Origin of the sequence: Streptomyces sp. NPDC051286 (assembly GCF_044455345.1) — a bacterium.
Classification (GTDB): domain Bacteria; phylum Actinomycetota; class Actinomycetes; order Streptomycetales; family Streptomycetaceae; genus Streptomyces.
Genome location: NZ_JBITER010000048.1, coordinates 26,526 through 43,239, shown reverse-complemented (window position 1 = coordinate 43,239; position 16,714 = coordinate 26,526). Strand labels below are relative to the sequence as shown.

General features: G+C 72.0%; 13 protein-coding genes. 7 read left to right on the top strand and 6 right to left on the bottom strand.

The annotated features are described in order from the left end of the window. Positions 1-151: 151 nt before the first annotated feature. The 4 genes from ACIBB8_RS31470 to ACIBB8_RS31455 all read right to left on the bottom strand — a co-directional run bounded on the left by ACIBB8_RS31470 (position 152) and on the right by ACIBB8_RS31455 (position 3,677). Positions 152-526 (bottom strand): RNA polymerase-binding protein RbpA, encoded by a 375-nt coding sequence (locus ACIBB8_RS31470; RefSeq protein ID WP_007262928.1) that lies wholly within the window; start codon positions 524-526, stop codon positions 152-154. Positions 527-790: 264 nt separating this feature from the next. Beyond that, positions 791-2,167, bottom strand: coding sequence for an MFS transporter (locus ACIBB8_RS31465; RefSeq protein WP_398957918.1), 1,377 nt, complete (start codon positions 2,165-2,167; stop codon positions 791-793). Between the two features lie 47 nt (positions 2,168-2,214). Continuing rightward, complete coding sequence (locus ACIBB8_RS31460; protein ID WP_398957915.1) at positions 2,215-2,979, bottom strand: glycerophosphodiester phosphodiesterase; 765 nt, start codon at positions 2,977-2,979, stop codon at positions 2,215-2,217. Beyond that, positions 2,976-3,677 (bottom strand): YitT family protein, encoded by a 702-nt coding sequence (locus ACIBB8_RS31455; protein ID WP_398957913.1) that lies wholly within the window; start codon positions 3,675-3,677, stop codon positions 2,976-2,978. The genes ACIBB8_RS31460 and ACIBB8_RS31455 overlap by 4 nt, the downstream gene beginning before the upstream one ends. Before the next feature lie 102 nt (positions 3,678-3,779). Between ACIBB8_RS31455 and ACIBB8_RS31450 the strand changes: the two genes are divergently transcribed. Next, a complete protein-coding gene (locus ACIBB8_RS31450) occupies positions 3,780-5,279 on the top strand; it encodes a PLP-dependent aminotransferase family protein (RefSeq protein WP_398957911.1) in 1,500 nt (499 codons plus the stop codon). Between the two features lie 63 nt (positions 5,280-5,342). Here the strand turns inward: ACIBB8_RS31450 and ACIBB8_RS31445 are convergent, their stop codons facing one another. Both ACIBB8_RS31445 and ACIBB8_RS31440 read right to left on the bottom strand, forming a co-directional pair. Further along, positions 5,343-6,968, bottom strand: coding sequence for a hypothetical protein (locus tag ACIBB8_RS31445; RefSeq protein WP_398957909.1), 1,626 nt, complete (start codon positions 6,966-6,968; stop codon positions 5,343-5,345). Between the two features lie 38 nt (positions 6,969-7,006). Next, positions 7,007-7,201, bottom strand: coding sequence for a hypothetical protein (locus tag ACIBB8_RS31440; RefSeq protein ID WP_266988092.1), 195 nt, complete (start codon positions 7,199-7,201; stop codon positions 7,007-7,009). 313 nt (positions 7,202-7,514) lie between these two features. Between ACIBB8_RS31440 and ACIBB8_RS31435 the strand changes: the two genes are divergently transcribed. The 6 genes from ACIBB8_RS31435 to ACIBB8_RS31410 all read left to right on the top strand — a co-directional run bounded on the left by ACIBB8_RS31435 (position 7,515) and on the right by ACIBB8_RS31410 (position 16,710). After that, positions 7,515-7,907 (top strand): ankyrin repeat domain-containing protein, encoded by a 393-nt coding sequence (locus tag ACIBB8_RS31435; protein ID WP_398957907.1) that lies wholly within the window; start codon positions 7,515-7,517, stop codon positions 7,905-7,907. A gap of 218 nt (positions 7,908-8,125) precedes the next feature. Beyond that, positions 8,126-9,544, top strand: coding sequence for a HEAT repeat domain-containing protein (locus ACIBB8_RS31430; RefSeq protein WP_398957905.1), 1,419 nt, complete (start codon positions 8,126-8,128; stop codon positions 9,542-9,544). A 140-nt stretch (positions 9,545-9,684) separates the two neighbouring features. After that, positions 9,685-10,863, top strand: a complete 1,179-nt coding sequence (locus ACIBB8_RS31425) for a glycosyltransferase family 4 protein (RefSeq protein ID WP_398957903.1) — start codon at positions 9,685-9,687, stop codon at positions 10,861-10,863. Next, positions 10,860-12,023 carry a glycosyltransferase gene (locus tag ACIBB8_RS31420; protein ID WP_398957901.1) on the top strand — a complete coding sequence of 388 codons (1,164 nt, stop codon included), beginning with the start codon at positions 10,860-10,862 and terminating at the stop codon, positions 12,021-12,023. The genes ACIBB8_RS31425 and ACIBB8_RS31420 overlap by 4 nt, the downstream gene beginning before the upstream one ends. Continuing rightward, positions 12,020-13,060 (top strand): SGNH/GDSL hydrolase family protein, encoded by a 1,041-nt coding sequence (locus tag ACIBB8_RS31415; protein WP_398957899.1) that lies wholly within the window; start codon positions 12,020-12,022, stop codon positions 13,058-13,060. The genes ACIBB8_RS31420 and ACIBB8_RS31415 overlap by 4 nt, the downstream gene beginning before the upstream one ends. After that, positions 13,057-16,710 (top strand): hydantoinase B/oxoprolinase family protein, encoded by a 3,654-nt coding sequence (locus ACIBB8_RS31410; protein ID WP_398957897.1) that lies wholly within the window; start codon positions 13,057-13,059, stop codon positions 16,708-16,710. The genes ACIBB8_RS31415 and ACIBB8_RS31410 overlap by 4 nt, the downstream gene beginning before the upstream one ends. Positions 16,711-16,714: the final 4 nt, after the last annotated feature.

Below are 16,714 nucleotides of genomic sequence, written 5' to 3'. Positions count from 1 at the left end.
CCCACCCCCACCCCCCCCACCCCCCCCCCCCACCCCCCCCCCCCCCCCCCCGCCCCCCCCGCCCCCCCCCCCCGCGCCCCCGCCGCCCCCCCCCCCCCCCCCCCCCCCCCCCCCCCCCCCCGCGGCTCTGTCACTCTGCGGTGTCGCGCGGTCAGGCAGACTTCCTGCTGTCCCGCGGGTGCACGGCGATGTTCATGGCTCCGGAGCGCAGAACCGCCAGCCTCTCGGCCAGCACCTCCTCAAGCTCCTCGCGCGTGCGCCGCTCCATGAGCATGTCCCAGTGCGTACGCGCAGGCTTGCCCTTCTTCTCCTCGGGGCCATCCCCGTCCACCAGGAGTGCCATGGCGCCGCACGCCTTGCACTCCCACTCCGGCGGAATTTCCGCCTCTACCGAGAACGGCATCTCAAATCGATGTCCGTTCTGGCATGCGTACTCCACCGCCTGGCGCGGGGCCAGATCGATGCCGCGGTCCGTCTCGTAGCTGGTAACCACGAGTCGCGTGCCGCGGAGAGCTCGCTCACTCATGAATCGTGCCTCCCGGGCTTGTCGCCCACAGGACAGGTGTCGCTGTCGTCGTCATCCGGTCAACGTCCGGTCGGCGGCAAAGATTCCCGTTGCCGGTCATGCGTCGCCCGTCGTGCCGCTGCTTTTTCAGAGTTGGGTACCCAACATTGCCCGGTTTGTCACATTTGGCAGAAGTTGTCACCCAACGGTTTAGCTTCTTCCACTCGCAGTAACGGTCCTCCGGGCAGGCCAAAGGCGTACACTACCGGCCTTTCACTTCAACGTCTAAATCCGTTCAGGAACGGGATTTCCCGCGGCCGCGACGGCCTGCCGTACAGGCACCCTCGCGAGCAGCAGGGAACCGACCGCAAAGAAGATCACCAAAGAGATGATCGCATCCCGGTAGCTGCCGGTCAGCTGATACGCGAGACCGAACACCAGCGGCCCCAGCCAGCTCAGTCCGCGGTCGCTCATCTCGTACGCGGAGAAGTACTCCGCCTCCTTGCCGTGAGGCACCAGATGTGAGAACAGAGAGCGGGACAGTGCCTGGCTGCCGCCGAGGACCAGGCCGATCGCCGAGGCCAGCAGATAGAAGAAGACCGGGGCGTCCGAGGGCAGGAAGTATCCGGCGACGAGGATCAGGGTCCAGACGACGAGCGAGGCCAGGACCGTACGCTTCGCGCCGTACGCCTGTGCCAGCCGGCCCATGCCCAGGGCTCCGGCCACCGCCAGCACCTGCACCAGCAGCACGGCCGTGATCAGGGATGTCTGGTTGAGGCCCAGCTCCTCGGAGCCGTACACCGACGCCTGCGAGATCACCGTCTGGATGCCGTCGTTGTAGACGAGATAGGCGAGCAGGAACGAGAGCGTGAGCGGGTGGCGGCGCATGTCGCGCAGGGTCGCGAGCAGCTGGCGCCAGCCGGAGCCGACCGCGCCCTCACCACCCGGTGCCACCCGCCGGTCACGCAGCCGGCGCAGCGGTACGACCGTGAAGGCTCCCCACCAGACCCCCGCCGACGCGAGGCAGATCCGTACCGCGTCGGACTCGGAGAGCCCGAACGAATCGTGGCCCGTGTAGAGGACCAGATTGAGGACCAGGACGAGCGCCCCCGACGTGTAACCGAAGGCCCAGCCCCGGGACGAGACGGCGTCGCGTTCGTCGGGCTCGGCGATCTGCGGGAGATACGCGTTGTAGAGCACCATCGACACCGAGATCGACGCGTTCGCCACGATCAGCAGGAACGCGCCCAGCAGATAGCGGTGGCCGTCCAGGAAGAACATCCCGGTCGTCGCGGCCGCCCCCACGTACGCGGCGGCCGCCAGCAGGGGCTTCTTGCGGCCCGTGCGGTCGGCGGCGGCGCCCACGATCGGCATCATCACCACCGCCACCACGACGGACATCGAGACCGCGTAGGCGAAGAGCGAACCCGCGCGCACCGGGATGCCGAGCGGGTGCACGAAACCGTCGGCGTCGGCGGCGGCCTTGGCGATCGACGTCAGATAGGGGCCGAGAAACACGGTGAGAACGCTGGTCGAGTAGACCGAACACGCGAAGTCGTAGAAATACCAGCCGTGTTGTTCGCGTCTGCGGTCCGCGGCGTCGGCGCCGCCGGTGGTGTGTTCCGGCGTCGGCTCAGCGGTGTCGGTGGTCTCGGCGCTCAACCCGCACCCCCCTCGTATCTCCCCGTGGGGACGCCGCCGGGCCGGCGTCAGGCCCATGCTCCCCGCTCGCTCAGCACCGTGCGCAGCGTCTCGATGTGATCGGTCATGATGCCATCCACGCCGAGATCGAGGAGAGCTGCCATCCGATCCGGTTCGTTCACCGTCCAGACATGGACCTGGAGCCCGCGGGCATGGGCCTCCCGGACGAAGCGCCGGTCCACCACCCGGACCCCGTTCTGGCTCTCCGGGACCTGCGCGCACACCGCTCCGGCGCGCAGGGCGGCCGGTATGCCGTACGAGCGCAGCCGCAGGCCCAGGACGCCGCGGACGCCGTACGAGGTGGCCAGCCGGGGCCCGGCGAGGCGGTGCGCCCTGGCCACCCGGGTCTCCGAGAACGAGCCGACACACACCCGGTCCCAGGCATCGGTCCGGCGGATCAGGTCGATCAGCGGGACGAGCGCCGGCTCGGCCTTGATGTCCACGTTCCAGCGGGCGTCGGGAAACGCCTCCAGCAACTCCTCGAACAGCGGCAGCGGTTCACGGCCCGCCACCCGGGCCCGCCGCACCTCGCTCCACGGCAGGTCGGCTATCCGGCCACGGGCGTCCGTCACCCGGTCCAGGGTGGCGTCGTGGAAGGCGACCAGACGTCCGTCCGACGTCGTGTGCACATCGGTCTCGAAGTAGCGGTAGCCGGCATCGGCGGCCCGGCGGAACGCGGCCGTGGTGTTCTCGATCCCGTCCGCCGCTCCGCCTCGGTGGGCGAAGGGGATCGTCGCGGGATGGTCCAGATAAGGGTGGCGTACAGAGGTCACTGCGGCAGTATGGCCTCCTTCGATGGCCGGCCGGTGACGGCGGTGGTGCCGGACCCCGGCGCGGGAGCGACGGTCTGGTCGGCGGGCTTCGCCTCGGGGACCGCGAAGAAGCGCAGGAACAGCTGGGCGAGCGGGCCGATGGACAGCGTGTACAGGACCGTGCCCACGCCCAGGGAGCCGCCGAGCAGGAAGCCGGTCGCCACCACGGCCACCTCGATCGCCGTACGGACGAGGCGGACCGAGCGGCCGGTGCGCCGGTGCAGTCCGGTCATCAGGCCGTCGCGCGGCCCGGGGCCGAACCGTGCCGCGATGTACAGCCCCGTCGCGACACCGTTGAGCGCGATCCCCGCGACCATGATAACGATCCGGGCCGCCAGGCCGTGCGGCTCCGGGACGAGGGCGAGCGTGCCGTCCATGGCGAGGCCGATGGCGAAGACATTGGAGACCGTGCCGAGCCCGGGGCGCTGCCTCATCGGTATCCACAGGAAGAGGACAGCCGCGCCGACGATGATCGCGACGACCCCGATGGACAGCCCGGTGCGTTCCGCGAGGCCCTGGTGCAGCACCCCCCAGGGTTCGAGCCCGAGCCCGGCGTGGACCATCAGCGCCGAGCTTGCCCCGTACAGGGCCAGGCCGACGTAGAGCTGCATCAGCCGTCGTGTGAGGTGCGCCCGGCGGGGGGCGGCGGTGACGGACAAGATGTGCTCCCTCGTGTGGTGCTGGTGGACTGCCGCGTGACACTCTGTGGCAGGGGATTGGCTGCCAACTATGGCCAATCCGAGGAAGGTGGACTGATTTACATGGCGCAGTGGACTTCGGCCGTCGGTGCCGCGCAGCTCGCCCGGCAGCTCCAGGCCCAGCAGCAGAAGCCGATGGGCCCCGGCGCCCGCAGGCCCCCCGCCTATCGCGCGCTCGCCGACGGTGTCCGGCTGCTCGTCCTCGAAGGCCGGGTGCCGGTCGCCGCCCGGCTCCCGGCCGAACGCGAGCTGGCGCTCGCCCTGTCCGTCAGCCGCACCACCGTCGCCGCTGCCTACGAGGCGCTGCGGGCCGAGGGATTCCTGGAGTCCCGGCGCGGCGCGGGCAGCTGGACCGCGGTCCCGGCAGGCAACCCCCTGCCCGCGCGCGGCCTGGAACCGCTGCCCCCGGAGTCGCTCGGTTCGATGATCGACCTGGGCTGTGCGTCGCTGCCCGCTCCCGAACCCTGGCTGACCCGCGCCGTCCAGGGCGCCCTGGAGGAGCTGCCGCCGTACGCGCACACCCACGGCGACTATCCGGCCGGGCTGCCCGCGCTGCGGCAGATGGTCGCTGACCGCTACACCGGGCGCGGCATCCCGACGATGCCCGAACAGATCATGGTCACCACCGGCGCGATGGGCGCGATCGACGCCATCTGCCACCTCTTCGCCGGGCGCGGCGAGCGGATCGCGGTGGAGTCCCCCTCGTACGCCAACATCCTTCAGCTGATGCGGGAGGCGGGCGCCCGGCTGGTACCGGTGGCGATGGAGGAGGGGATCGGCGGCTGGGACATGAACCGCTGGCGGCAGGTGCTGCGCGACGCGGCGCCCCGGCTCGCGTACGTCGTGGCGGACTTCCACAATCCCACCGGTGCGCTCGCCGACGAGAGCCAGCGGCGGGCCCTGGTGGACGCGGCCCGCTCCGCCGGGACGGTCCTGGTCGTCGACGAGACCATGAACGAGCTGTACCTCGACGCCGATGTCGAGATGCCGCGCCGGGTCTGTGCCTTCGACCCGGCGGGCAGCACCGTGCTCACCGTCGGCTCGGCCAGCAAGGCGTTCTGGGCAGGCATGCGGATCGGCTGGGTGCGGGCCGCGCCGGACGTGATCCGCAGTCTGGTGTCCGCCCGCGCCTACGCCGACATGGGCACACCCGTGCTGGAACAGCTCGCCATCAACTGGCTGATGCGCACGGGGGGCTGGGAGGAGGCCGTGGAACTCCGGCGCGGTCAGGCGCGGGAGAACCGGGACGCGCTGGTCGCGGCGGTGCGCCGGGAGCTGCCGGAGTGGGAGTTCGAGGTGCCGCGGGGCGGGCTGACGCTCTGGGTGCGCACCGGCGGACTCTCCGGGTCACGGCTGGCCGTGGCGGGCGAGCGGGTGGGGGTGCGGGTGCCGTCCGGTCCGCGATTCGGCGTCGACGGCGCCTTCGAGGGATACGTACGGCTGCCGTTCACGGTCGGCGGTCCGGTGGCGGACGAGGCGGCGGTACGGCTCGCCGCGGCGGCGGAGCTGGTGGGGTCGGGGGCGAGCGCGGGAGCGGAGGCGCCTCGCACGTTCGTCGCCTGACGGCCGAGGCGCAGCGGGAGGGGCGGGGAGGATCACGCGGCCCTCCCCGCCCCTTCCGCGCTCCTACTCGCTGAGCGACATCTGCTCGGGGGTCAGGGCGATCTCCGCGGTCAGTGCGTTCTGCGGGGTCAAGGGGGTCGCAGTCGCCGCAGTCGCCGGATCCGGAACGGTCGCCTCGATCGGTCTCTCCCCCGTGGGCAGGAGATCGAGCACCGCCTGGCGGTGCGCCTCGCTCGTCGCGTCGTCGTACGGGTCAGGTGTGGCCGGAACCTGGAGCCGCAGCACCGGACCGGTACCGAGCCGCACGTACCCCCGGCCGGGCGGGACGTCCGGGGTCGGTGTGGTGTGCGGCTCCAGGCCGAGCACCGTCTCGATCTGCTCGCGGGAGCTGTGGCCGAGTACGACGCGGGCCCTGGTGTGGCTCCGTACCGTCTCGCTGAGCGTGTCCAAGCTGTCGAACTGGTCGGCCAGCACCACGGTGACATTGGCCGCGCGGCCGTGCCGCAGCGGCACCTGCAGCAGCTCCTGCGGATCGGGTCTGCCGTCGGCGGCCGACAGATGGCCGAGGACGCTGGGCCGGTCCAGCAGGATCCAGAGCGGGCGCCTGGTGTCCTCGGGCGCGGAGTGACCCGCCTGCCGGGCCCGGTTGGCGGCGATCAGCCGCCGCTCCGTCTCGTGGGCCGCCCACTCCAGGCTCGCCAGGGCACCGGCCAGTCCGCACTCGACGGACAGCACTCCGGTGCGCCCGGTCAGGCAGGCGTACTCGCCGGTTCCGCTGCCTTCGACGATGAGGATGTCGCCGTTCTGGAGCGCTTGGACGGCGACGGAGCGCATCAGAGTGGTGATGCCGCTGCCGGGCTGTCCGACGATCAGCAGGTGCGGCTCGGTGGAGCGGGCGCCGGTCCGCCAGAAGACCGGGGGAGCGTCCCGGGTCGTGTCCCCGTCGGTCACCGGCACGGTGCGCTGCACCGCGTCGTTGTCGGTGAACCCCAGCACTGTCTCGCCCGGCGCGGTGACGAACCGCTGTGCGGCGATCGAGGTGGGCAGAGCGTCGAGCACGCTCATGACGAGCTGGTTGCCCTCCTCGTCCCAGGCGAAGTGGTACTCGCGGCCACGGCCCGACTTGGCGTGCAGCAGCTGTTCGATCCGGGCCCGGGAGGCGGTCTCGCCGTCGGTGAAGTATGCGGGGTACGAGACGTGGAGGCGGGTGACGCGACCGTCGCCGTCGAACTCGTAGCCGCTGAACGCCTTGGTCCAGTCGCTACCGTGGGCGAACAGCGGACTCGGGTCCTCGGCGACGGAGAAGTGGGGCACGAGCGCCTCGTACAGCGCCTGCAGACGCGCCGTCTCGGCCTTGCCGGGACCGGTCTTCGCGGGTGTGCGTTCCCGCCCTTTCCATGCGGCGACGCCCATCACCGTGACCAGGGCGAGCAGCGGCCCGTACGGGATGAGCACCACCACGAGTACGCAGGCCGCGATGAGGAACAGGATGGGATTACGCCGCTCCTTGGGCGTCGCGGCCCACTTCTGCCGTCCCGCACCCGCCAGCAGCCGCAGACCACGAACGACCCTGATCAGCGGATGGAGGACGTCGGTGGCGTTGCCGGCGGCCGTGCGCGCGAACTCGCGACTGCGAGTGATCGAAGCGCTGCCGCTGCTCAGAATGCGGGGAAGGGGTCGCCGGGGCACGTCGGTTCTCCTGAAGGGGTTGGAGCGGTCGCGGCGGGTCAGAACTTGATCCCGCCCAGGAGGCTGGCCAGGCTCGCGCCGCCCGCCGTGATGCTCGGTGCGATGGCGGTGCCTGCCAGATAGAAGCCGAACAGGGCGGTGACGAAGGCGTGCGAGCCCTTCAGACCGTCCTTCCTGAAGAACAGGAAGACGATGATGCCGAGGATGACGACGCCAGACATGGAAAGGTTCATGAGTGGTTCTCCTGTTTGGGGGACAGTCACCATGAGTCCTTCCAGGCTCACAAAGAGTATCTATAAGATAAAAGCTGCAATTGGGTGAAAACTCATCTTTTTCACTGGACTGGCCGACAGGGGAACGTGGTGCGGACGGAACTTCCGGTGCCGCGCACCGTGGGGGCCTCATGCGACGTGATCCTCTGCCGCGGCCGGGATGCGGCATGTGCGCTGCGGAGAAGTACCCTGTCGATTCACTCGTACGGCCCCACGGCGTACCGCCCCCCTGGCCGGCAGCAGCGAAACCCGTTAATGGAAGGCGGTCCGTCCGATGAGCGAAGCCCCCGACCCCGAGGTCGTCGAGCTGGCGACCAAGGTCTTCGACCTGGCGCGCCGCGGGGAGACCGAGGCGCTCGCCGCGTACGTGGACGCCGGTGTGCCCGCAAACCTCAGCAACGACCGGGGTGACACGCTGCTCATGCTCGCCGCGTACCACGGGCACGCCCCCGCGGTCGCCGCCCTCGTGAGCCGGGGAGCCGACCCGGACCGGGCCAACGACCGCGGGCAGACGCCGCTCGCCGGGGCCGTCTTCAAGGGTGAGACCGCGGTGATCGAGGCGCTCCTCGCGGCGGGCGCCGACCCGGACGCCGGTACACCGTCCGCAACGGACACCGCACGCATGTTCGGCAAGGCCGACCTGCTGGAACTCTTCGGCTCCCGCTGAACGGGTTCGCCGTAAATGTGGTCGCGGTGGCGAAATGGCTGGGTCATCATGACGTCGCGGGCCCGATTCGGGCCACCGACGAGAGGCAGAGGAAGATGGTCTACAGCAAGCAGAAGACGGCGGTCGGCCGATCATGTTGCTGCGCGGCGTAGTGCCCACCCGGCACTTGGAACTGCACAGTCCCGGTTGCGTCGACAGCTTGATGTGAGGCTTCTCCCATGTTCGATCCGTTCATAGCGCCGAGCGGCACCCTGCTCGGCCTGCTGCAGAGGGGCCGCGGCGACGGCACGCTGCACGCGCTTGCCGCACCGCGCCCCGAGGCTCTCGCGGCGCTCAACCACTGTGTCCTGAGCGACCCGCGTCACGACTGGCAGGTCGAGAACCGCTCCCTCTACTACGCACGCCTGTATCTCGACCTCGATGGCGGCATCGAGGAGATCGAGCGGCACCTCTGCGATCCCGACGACCACATCGACACCGACGACTCGCGGACCGGCCTGGCCCTCGCGGTACTCGGTCACCTCGCCTCGTACGGACGCGGCGACGCCCTGGCCCTGCTGCGGCGGTACGCGGCGACGGGCGCCAACTGGGCGTGGGCCCTCGACGAGCTGGCCCTGCGTGACGACGACGCCGGGCTCCGTTCCCTCGCCGTGCCCGTCCTCGGCAGGTTCCCCGCCACCGAGGAGGGCGCCGCCGAACTCGCGGCCGCCGTACGGGACGCCTTCGAGCCCCGGCCCTGGCGGCTGTGGGCCGAAGACCCGCGTGAAGCGGTCGGCGCCCGGGTGAGGGCCGCCTCCGAACAGGGCTCGTTCGACCGCTGGCAGCGGCAGATGCGGCCCGGCGGCCCACGCCCCGGCTGGAGCGTCCAGGCTGTGTTCGACTGGGCCCAGCAGGGACTGGACCGCGGCAGTGTCCTGCACGTACCGGCCGCCCGCTGCCTCACCGCCGTCGCCGGTCCCGAGGACCGGTCGTTGATCGTCGAGACCGCCCGCAGCGGCCCGGACGGCGCCCGCTGCGCGGCCCTGCACTACCTCTCCGAGGTCAGGGACCTCGCTGTCCTCGATCTGATCGAGGCCGCGGCGGTCAGCCCGTCGAGCACCGTCGCCGACGCGGCCGTCGCCGCCTTCGAGCGGATGTGCGGCGACGCGGCGGTGGACCGGGCCCGGCGCTGGGCCCGACGGCCCGACGCGCTCGGCGCCTCCGCCGCCGGTGTGCTCGCCTGCCGGGGCGGAGCACAGGACGCCTCCTTCGTCCTCGCCGCCCTGCGCGACGCCGTACGCGGTGAAGGACCGGACGCACCGCGCCTGTGGACCCTGGTCGACGGCACGGGCCGACTGGGCATCGCCTGCGCCGCACCCGTCCTGCGCCATGTCTACCGGGAGACGTCCTCCTCCCATCTGCGCGGCCGGGCGGCCCGCGCGCTCGCCGTCACGGACCCCTCCTTCGCCACCGGCTTCGCCGTCGAATGCCTGTGGGACTGCGAGGAGTCCACCCGCGAGGTCGCCGCACTCCATGCGGAGACCGGCGACATCAGGGTCGCCGAACGGCTGCGCCGACTGGCCGCCGACCCGGCCGAGGAGGCCGAGGTGCAGACCGCGGTACGCAGCAGGATCGGGCCCGACGCCCCCGCTGTCTGACGCGCTCCACGCACAGCAGGACGCAGCGCTTCGGGGGAGCGCGGCGTACCCGCCCACGAACGTCCAACGCTCATGGGACGTTCCCCGGGGGGAAAGATCCAAGTCGGCCCAGTCACGTCCGGCGCGACGACAACACGGGTATGCGTGTCGTCATCGTCACCGAATCCTTCCCGCCCGATGTCAACGGTGTGGCCCACTGCACCCTGCAGACCGCCCGGCATCTCGCCGCGCGCGGCCATGAACCGCTCGTCATCGCCCCGGCCACCGCCGGTGCGACGACCACGTCCCGCTCCTCCTCACCCCCGTGCCCCGGCACCTCGGACGGCACCGACCTCTTCGCGTCGGCCGCGCCCTGCCCCGTGGTGCGGGTCCCGTCCCTGCCGCTGCCCGGCTACTCCCAGGTCCGGGTGGCGCTTCCCAGCCGTCGGCTGACCGCGGCCCTCATCGCCCACCGGGCCGAACTCGTCCATCTCGCCGGACCGTTCGTGCTCGGCGTCCGCGGCATGGCGGCCGCCGCCCGGCTGGGGCTGCCGACCGTGGCCGTCTACCAGACCGACCTGGCCGGCTACGCCCGTACCTACCTGGGCGCCGGCGAGAACACCGCCTGGCGGCGGATGCGCGCCGTGCACAGCGCCGCCGACCGCACGCTCGCTCCGTCGACCGCCGCCGTCCGCGACCTCACCGACCACGGGGTGGAGCGGGTGCGGCTGTGGCCGCGCGGGGTCGACACCGTACGGTTCCGGCCCGCGCTGCGCGACGAGGCGCTGCGCCGGCGCCTCGCCCCGGGCGGGGAGAAGCTCGTCGGATACGTCGGCCGGCTCGCCCCGGAGAAGCATGTGGAACTTCTCGCCGGGGCCTGCGGATTGCCGGGGGTGCGGGTCGTGGTCGTCGGCGACGGCCCGAGCGCTGCCTCGCTGCGCGCGGCTCTGCCCGGCGCCGTCTTCCTCGGCCGCAGGACCGGGGACGACCTCGCCCGGATCGTCGCGTCGCTGGACATGTTCGTGCACACCGGCCCGTACGAGACGTTCTGCCAGACGGTGCAGGAGGCGATGGCCTCCGGTGTGCCCGTGATCGCTCCGGCGGCGGGCGGACCGCTCGACCTCGTCGGCCACGGGCGGACCGGGCTGCTGCTCCCGCCGCGCGACGCCGATGCGGTACGGGCGGCCGTCGGCGCGCTCGTTGCGGACCCGGCCCTCGCGGCGGCGTACGGGCGGACCGGGCGGGCCATGGTCGAGGGCCGCACCTGGGAAGCCGTCGGCGATCAGCTGCTCGGCCACTACGACGAGGTGCTGCGCGACCGGCAGGCGGTGGCCGCATGACCGGGCGCGAGCGGGGAATGACCATCGTCCGTCTGGCGAACTTCGTCACCCCGTCCTCCGGCGGACTGCGCACCGCCCTGGACGAACTCGGCCGCGGCTACCTCGCGGCCGGGCACAAGCCGGTGCTCGTCGTCCCCGGCGACACCGCCGGCGACGTGTACACCGAGCAGGGCAGGGTGATCACCCTGCCCGGTCCGGTGCTGCCGGGCAGCGGCGGCTACCGCGTGCTGGCCGGCCGCCACAGGCTCCGCCGCCTCCTCGGAACGCTGCGGCCCGACCGTCTGGAGGTCTCCGACCGCACCACCCTGCGCTGGACGGGCGAGTGGGCGCGCCGCGCCAGGGTGCCTGCCGTGATGGTCTCCCACGAGACGGCGGACGGGGTGCTGCGCACCTGGGGCGTACCGGCGGCCGCGGCCGGGCGCGCGGCCGACCGCCTCAACACCCTGAGCGCTCACGCCTACACGAGGATCGTCTGCACCACGGAGTGGGCGGAGCGCGAATTCCTACGGATCGGCGCCCGCAACGTGGTCCGCGCCCCACTCGGCGTGGACCTGCGGCGCTGCCGCCCCGGCCGCCGCAGCACGGTCCTGCGCGCCCGCCATGCGCACGGCCGGTCCGTACTGCTTCTGCTGTGCTCCCGCCTCTCGGTGGAGAAACGTCCCGGCCGCGCCCTGGACGCCCTCGCCGTCCTGAACGGTCTGGGCGTGCCTGCGACGCTGCTCGTCGCGGGCGACGGGCCGCTGCGCGCGGGGCTGGAGAGCCGGGTACGGGCGGAGCGGCTGCCGGTCGAGTTCCTGGGCCATGTGCGCGACCGGGAGCGGATGGCGGATCTGCAGGCCGCAGCCGACATCTGCCTGGCGCCCGGCCCCGCCGAGACGTTCGGTCTCTCCGCCCTGGAGGCGCTGGCCTGCGGCACCCCGGTGGTGGCGAGCGCGAGCTCAGCGCTGCCGGAGGTGATCGGCGGTGCGGGAGCGGCTGCGGCGGACACCGGCGACGCATTCGCCGCGGCGGTACGGCAACTGCTGGCGTGCCCGGAGAACGAGCGGCGTACGACGGCGAGACAACGTGCCGAACTCTTCGGCTGGGACTGCTCGGTCGCCGCGTTCCTGGCGGCGCACCAAGTGCCGCAGCGGGGCGGGATCCGGGGAGCGCTCACATGACGGGGGTGCGGGCGCGGGCGGGCGGCGCGAAGGGGGCCGTGGCGGTGCCGGTCGTGCCAGCGGTGCCCGTGCCCGCGCCGGTCCGCGGGCCGGCTCCCGTGCCCGTCACGGAGGCTCTGCCGGAACCGACCGCGCCGCCCGGGAGCCCCCACCCCCCGATCCGGTTCGCCGCGCTCGGGGACTCGTTCACCGAAGGAGTCGGTGATCCTGTCCCCGGTGGCCGGCGCGGCTGGGCCGCGTTGCTCGCCGACGGCATCGGCGACGGGCACCGGGGCGTCGAGTTCCGTAACTTCGCCGTCAGCGGTTCGCTCTCCGGCGATGTCCGTGACCGGCAGGCTCCGGCCGCCGCTGCCTTCCGCCCCGACCTCGCCTCCGTGGTCGTCGGCGTCAACGACACCCTCCGCCGCTCCTTCGACATCCGGCTCGTCGCCCAGCGGCTCGACGAGGTCTGTGCGCTCCTGACCGGCGGCGGAGCCGTACTCCTGACGGCGTGTCTGCCCGATCCCGGTTCCGTCCTCGGGCTGCCTGCGCCCCTGGGGCGCCCACTGGCCCGGCGGCAGAGTGCGGTGAATGCCGTGGTGCATGCCCTGTCCACCCGCTACGACGCCGTCCATCTGCACGCCTCGGACGGGACATGGGTCTCCGACCGTTCACTGTGGAGCGTCGACCGGCTCCATCCGGCCGAGCGCGGCCATCGGTCGGTCGCGGCCGGATTCCACGCCCTGCTCGCCGCCCGCGGTCTCGCCCTCGGCGCCCCGCCCGGACGCGAGCCGGAGCAGCCGCCGCCCAGCAGTGCCGACTCGTTGTTCTGGCTGGCCACGGCGGGCACCGGGTGGCTGGTGCGGCGGAGCACCGATCTGCTGCCTCAGCTGCTGTGCCTGGCGGGAGCGGAGGTACGGCACTGGGCGTGCGGCACGAGCGGGCAGCTGGACCGGCGGGCCGACCAGGCGTTGCAGGGCGCGCTTGCCGCCGTCACGCCCGAGGGGCGGCACGGCGTGTCCTTGTTGTCCGCGCCGCGCGTCAGTATGGAGGGATGACGGGACGCTGGGAGTTCTGGATCGACCGTGGCGGCACGTTCACCGACGTGGTGGGCCGTGATCCCGACGGGCACCTGGTCACCCGCAAGCTCCTCTCGGACGACCCGGACCGCTACCGCGACGCAGCCGTCGCCGGGATCCGCCTCATGCTCGGCCTCGGCCCCGCCGACCCGGTTCCCGCCGACCGGGTCGGCAGCGTGAAGATGGGGACGACCGTCGCCACCAACGCCCTGCTCCAACGGCGTGGGGAGCCGACCGTCCTGGTCACCACCGAAGGGTTCCGGGACGCCCTGCGCATCGCGTACCAGAACCGCCCGCGCCTCTTCGACCGCCGCATCCTGCTGCCGGAGGCCGTGTACGACCGGGTGATCGAGGTCCCGGAGCGGATCGATGCGCACGGCCGGACCCTCACCCCCCTCGATCTGTCTGCGACGGCAGCGCAGTTGAGAGCCGCGAGGGCGGACGGCTTCCGCAGCGCGGCGGTCGTCCTGATGCACGGCTACCGACACCCCGCCCACGAGACCGCCGTCGCCGCCGCTGCCCGTGAGGCAGGTTTCACCCAGGTCAGCTGCTCGCACGAGGTCAGCCCGCTGATCAAGCTGGTACCGCGCGGCGACACCACCGTCGTCGACGCGTACCTCTCGCCGATCCTGCGCCGGTACGTCGAGGAGGTCGCGGGCGAACTGGAGTCCGTCCGGCTGATGTTCATGCAGTCCAACGGCGGACTGCGGGAAGCCGCGCACTTCCGTGGCAAGGACGCGGTGCTGTCCGGCCCCGCCGGTGGGGTCGTCGGCATGGCCCGTACGTCCGGACAGGCCGGATTCGACCGGGTCATCGGCTTCGACATGGGCGGCACCTCCACCGATGTCTCGCACTACGCGGGCGAGTTCGAGCGCGAGCTCGGCACCCAGGTGGCCGGGGTGCGGATGCGCGCCCCGATGATGAACATCCATACCGTTGCGGCCGGCGGCGGCTCCGTCCTCCACTTCGACGGCCGGCGCTACCGGGTCGGACCCGACTCCGCGGGCGCGGACCCGGGCCCGGCCTGCTACCGCAGGGGCGGGCCGCTCACCGTCACCGACGCCAATGTGATGCTCGGCCGGGTTCAGCCCGCGCACTTCCCGGCAGTCTTCGGGCCGGAGGGAAACCTGCCGCTCGACGCCGACGTCGTGCACGAGCGGTTCGGGGCACTCGCCGACGAGGTGGCACAGGCCACCGGCTCGCGGCGTACCGCGGCCGAGGCCGCGGCCGGATTCCTGGAGATCGCCGTGCTCAACATGGCGAACGCGGTCAAGAAGATCTCCGTGGAGCGCGGCCACGACATCACCCGCTACGCCCTCACCTGCTTCGGCGGCGCCGGCGGTCAGCACGCCTGCGCCGTCGCCGACGCACTCGGCGTCGACACCGTCCTCGTGCCACCGCTGGCCGGGGTGCTGTCCGCGTACGGCATCGGTCTCGCCGACGCCACCGCCATGCGCGAACAGTCGGTCGAAGCGGAGCTCGACGCCCAAGGCACCCGGGCCGCAGTCGACGCGCTCTGCGCGGAACTGGCCGCCCGCACCCGCGCCGAACTGCGCGCCGACGGACTCGAGGACAGTGCCATCAGCACCCACGCCCGGGTCCTCCTGCGCTATGCCGGCACGGACGCGAGCCTGCCCGTCGACCTGGACACCCCGCCCGCGATGACACGGGCGTTCACGGACGAGCACCGCGCCCGCTACGGCTTCACCATGGACAGACCACTGCTCGTCGAGGCGGTGTCGGTCGAGGCGACCGGTGCGGCGGGCCGGCACGTACCGCACCCGGTGGACCGGACGGTCCGCGAGGGCACGCCACAACCCCACGACACGGTACGGATGTTCGCCGACGGCCGATGGCAGGACACCCCGCTCCACCGGCGCGAGGCCCTGCAACCGTCGGACACCGTCACCGGTCCCGCCGTGATCGCCGAGGCCGACGCCACCACCGTCGTCGATCCCGGCTGGCAGGTCACCGTCGTCGACACCGGCCATCTGCTGCTCACCCGGGTCCGCCCGCGCCTCGACCGGACCGCCGTCGGCACGCGGGTGGACCCGGTCATGCTGGAGGTGTTCAACAATCTCTTCATGTCGATCGCCGAGCAGATGGGCGTGCGCCTGGAGAAGACCGCCCACTCCGTCAACATCAAGGAGCGGCTCGACTTCTCCTGCGCGCTCTTCGACGCGGACGGCAACCTGATCGCCAACGCCCCGCACATCCCGGTGCACCTCGGCTCGATGGGGGAGTCCATCAAGGAAGTGCTGCGGCGCAACGGCTCCACCATGCGTCCCGGCGATGTGTACGCCATCAACGACCCGTACCACGGGGGCACACATCTGCCCGATGTGACGGTGGTGACCCCGGTGTTCGACGAACGCGGCGAGAACGGGTCGGGGCTGAGATTCCTGGTGGCGTCACGGGGCCACCACGCCGAGATCGGCGGCATCACCCCCGGCTCCATGCCCGCCTTCAGCCGCACCATCGACGAGGAAGGGGTGCTGTTCGACAACTGGCTGCTGGTGAGGGACGGCAGGTTCCGCGAGACCGAGACCCGCGAGCTGCTCACCACCGCCGCGTACCCGTCCCGTGACCCCGACACCAATCTCGCCGATCTGCGGGCCCAGATCGCCGCCAACGAGAAGGGCATCGCGGAACTGCGCCGCACGGTGGACCAGTTCGGCGCCGAGGCCGTCGACGCGTACATGGGCCACGTGCAGGACAACGCCGAGGAGTCCGTACGCCGGATCGTCGCCCGGCTGCACGACGGTTCGTACCGCTACGAGACCGACAACGGCGCCGTGATCGAGGTCGCGCTGACCGTGGACCGTACCGCCCGCAGCGCGATCGTCGACTTCACCGGCACCTCGCCGCAGCAGCCCGGGAACTTCAACGCCCCGAAGTCCGTCGTCATGGCCGCGGTTCTGTACGTTTTCCGGACCCTGGTCGCCGACGACATCCCGCTCAACAGCGGCTGCCTCAAACCCCTGGAGGTCAGAGTCCCGGCGGGTTCGATGCTGGCGCCCGTCCATCCCGCGGCCACCGTCGCGGGCAATGTGGAGACCTCCCAGGCCGTCACGGGCGCGCTGTACGGGGCGCTCGGCATCCAGGCCGAGGGCTCCGGCACCATGAACAACCTGACCTTCGGCAACGACCGCGTCCAGTACTACGAGACGGTGGCCAGCGGCTCGGGCGCCGGCGACGGCTTCGACGGCACCGACGCCGTGCAGACCCATATGACCAATTCCCGGCTCACCGATCCCGAAGTGCTCGAATGGCGTTACCCGGTCCTGGTCGAGAGCTTCCGGGTACGGGACGGCAGCGGGGGAGCGGGCCGGTGGCACGGCGGCTGTGGGGTCGAGCGCAGACTCCGGTTCCTCGAACCCGTCACGGTGGCGCTGCTCACCGGACATCGCCGCGTCCCTCCGTACGGCATGGCGGGCGGCGAACCGGGCGCGCTGGGCAGCCAGCACATCGAGCGAGCCGACGGGAAGAACACGGTCACCTCGCTGGAGGGATGTGACACGGCCGAACTGGCGCCCGGCGATGTGCTGGTCCTGCGCACACCCGGCGGCGGAGGATACGGAGTGCCGCAACCGGTCGCTTCTGCGCCGTTTCGACCGTTGTCGGTGTGAGGAC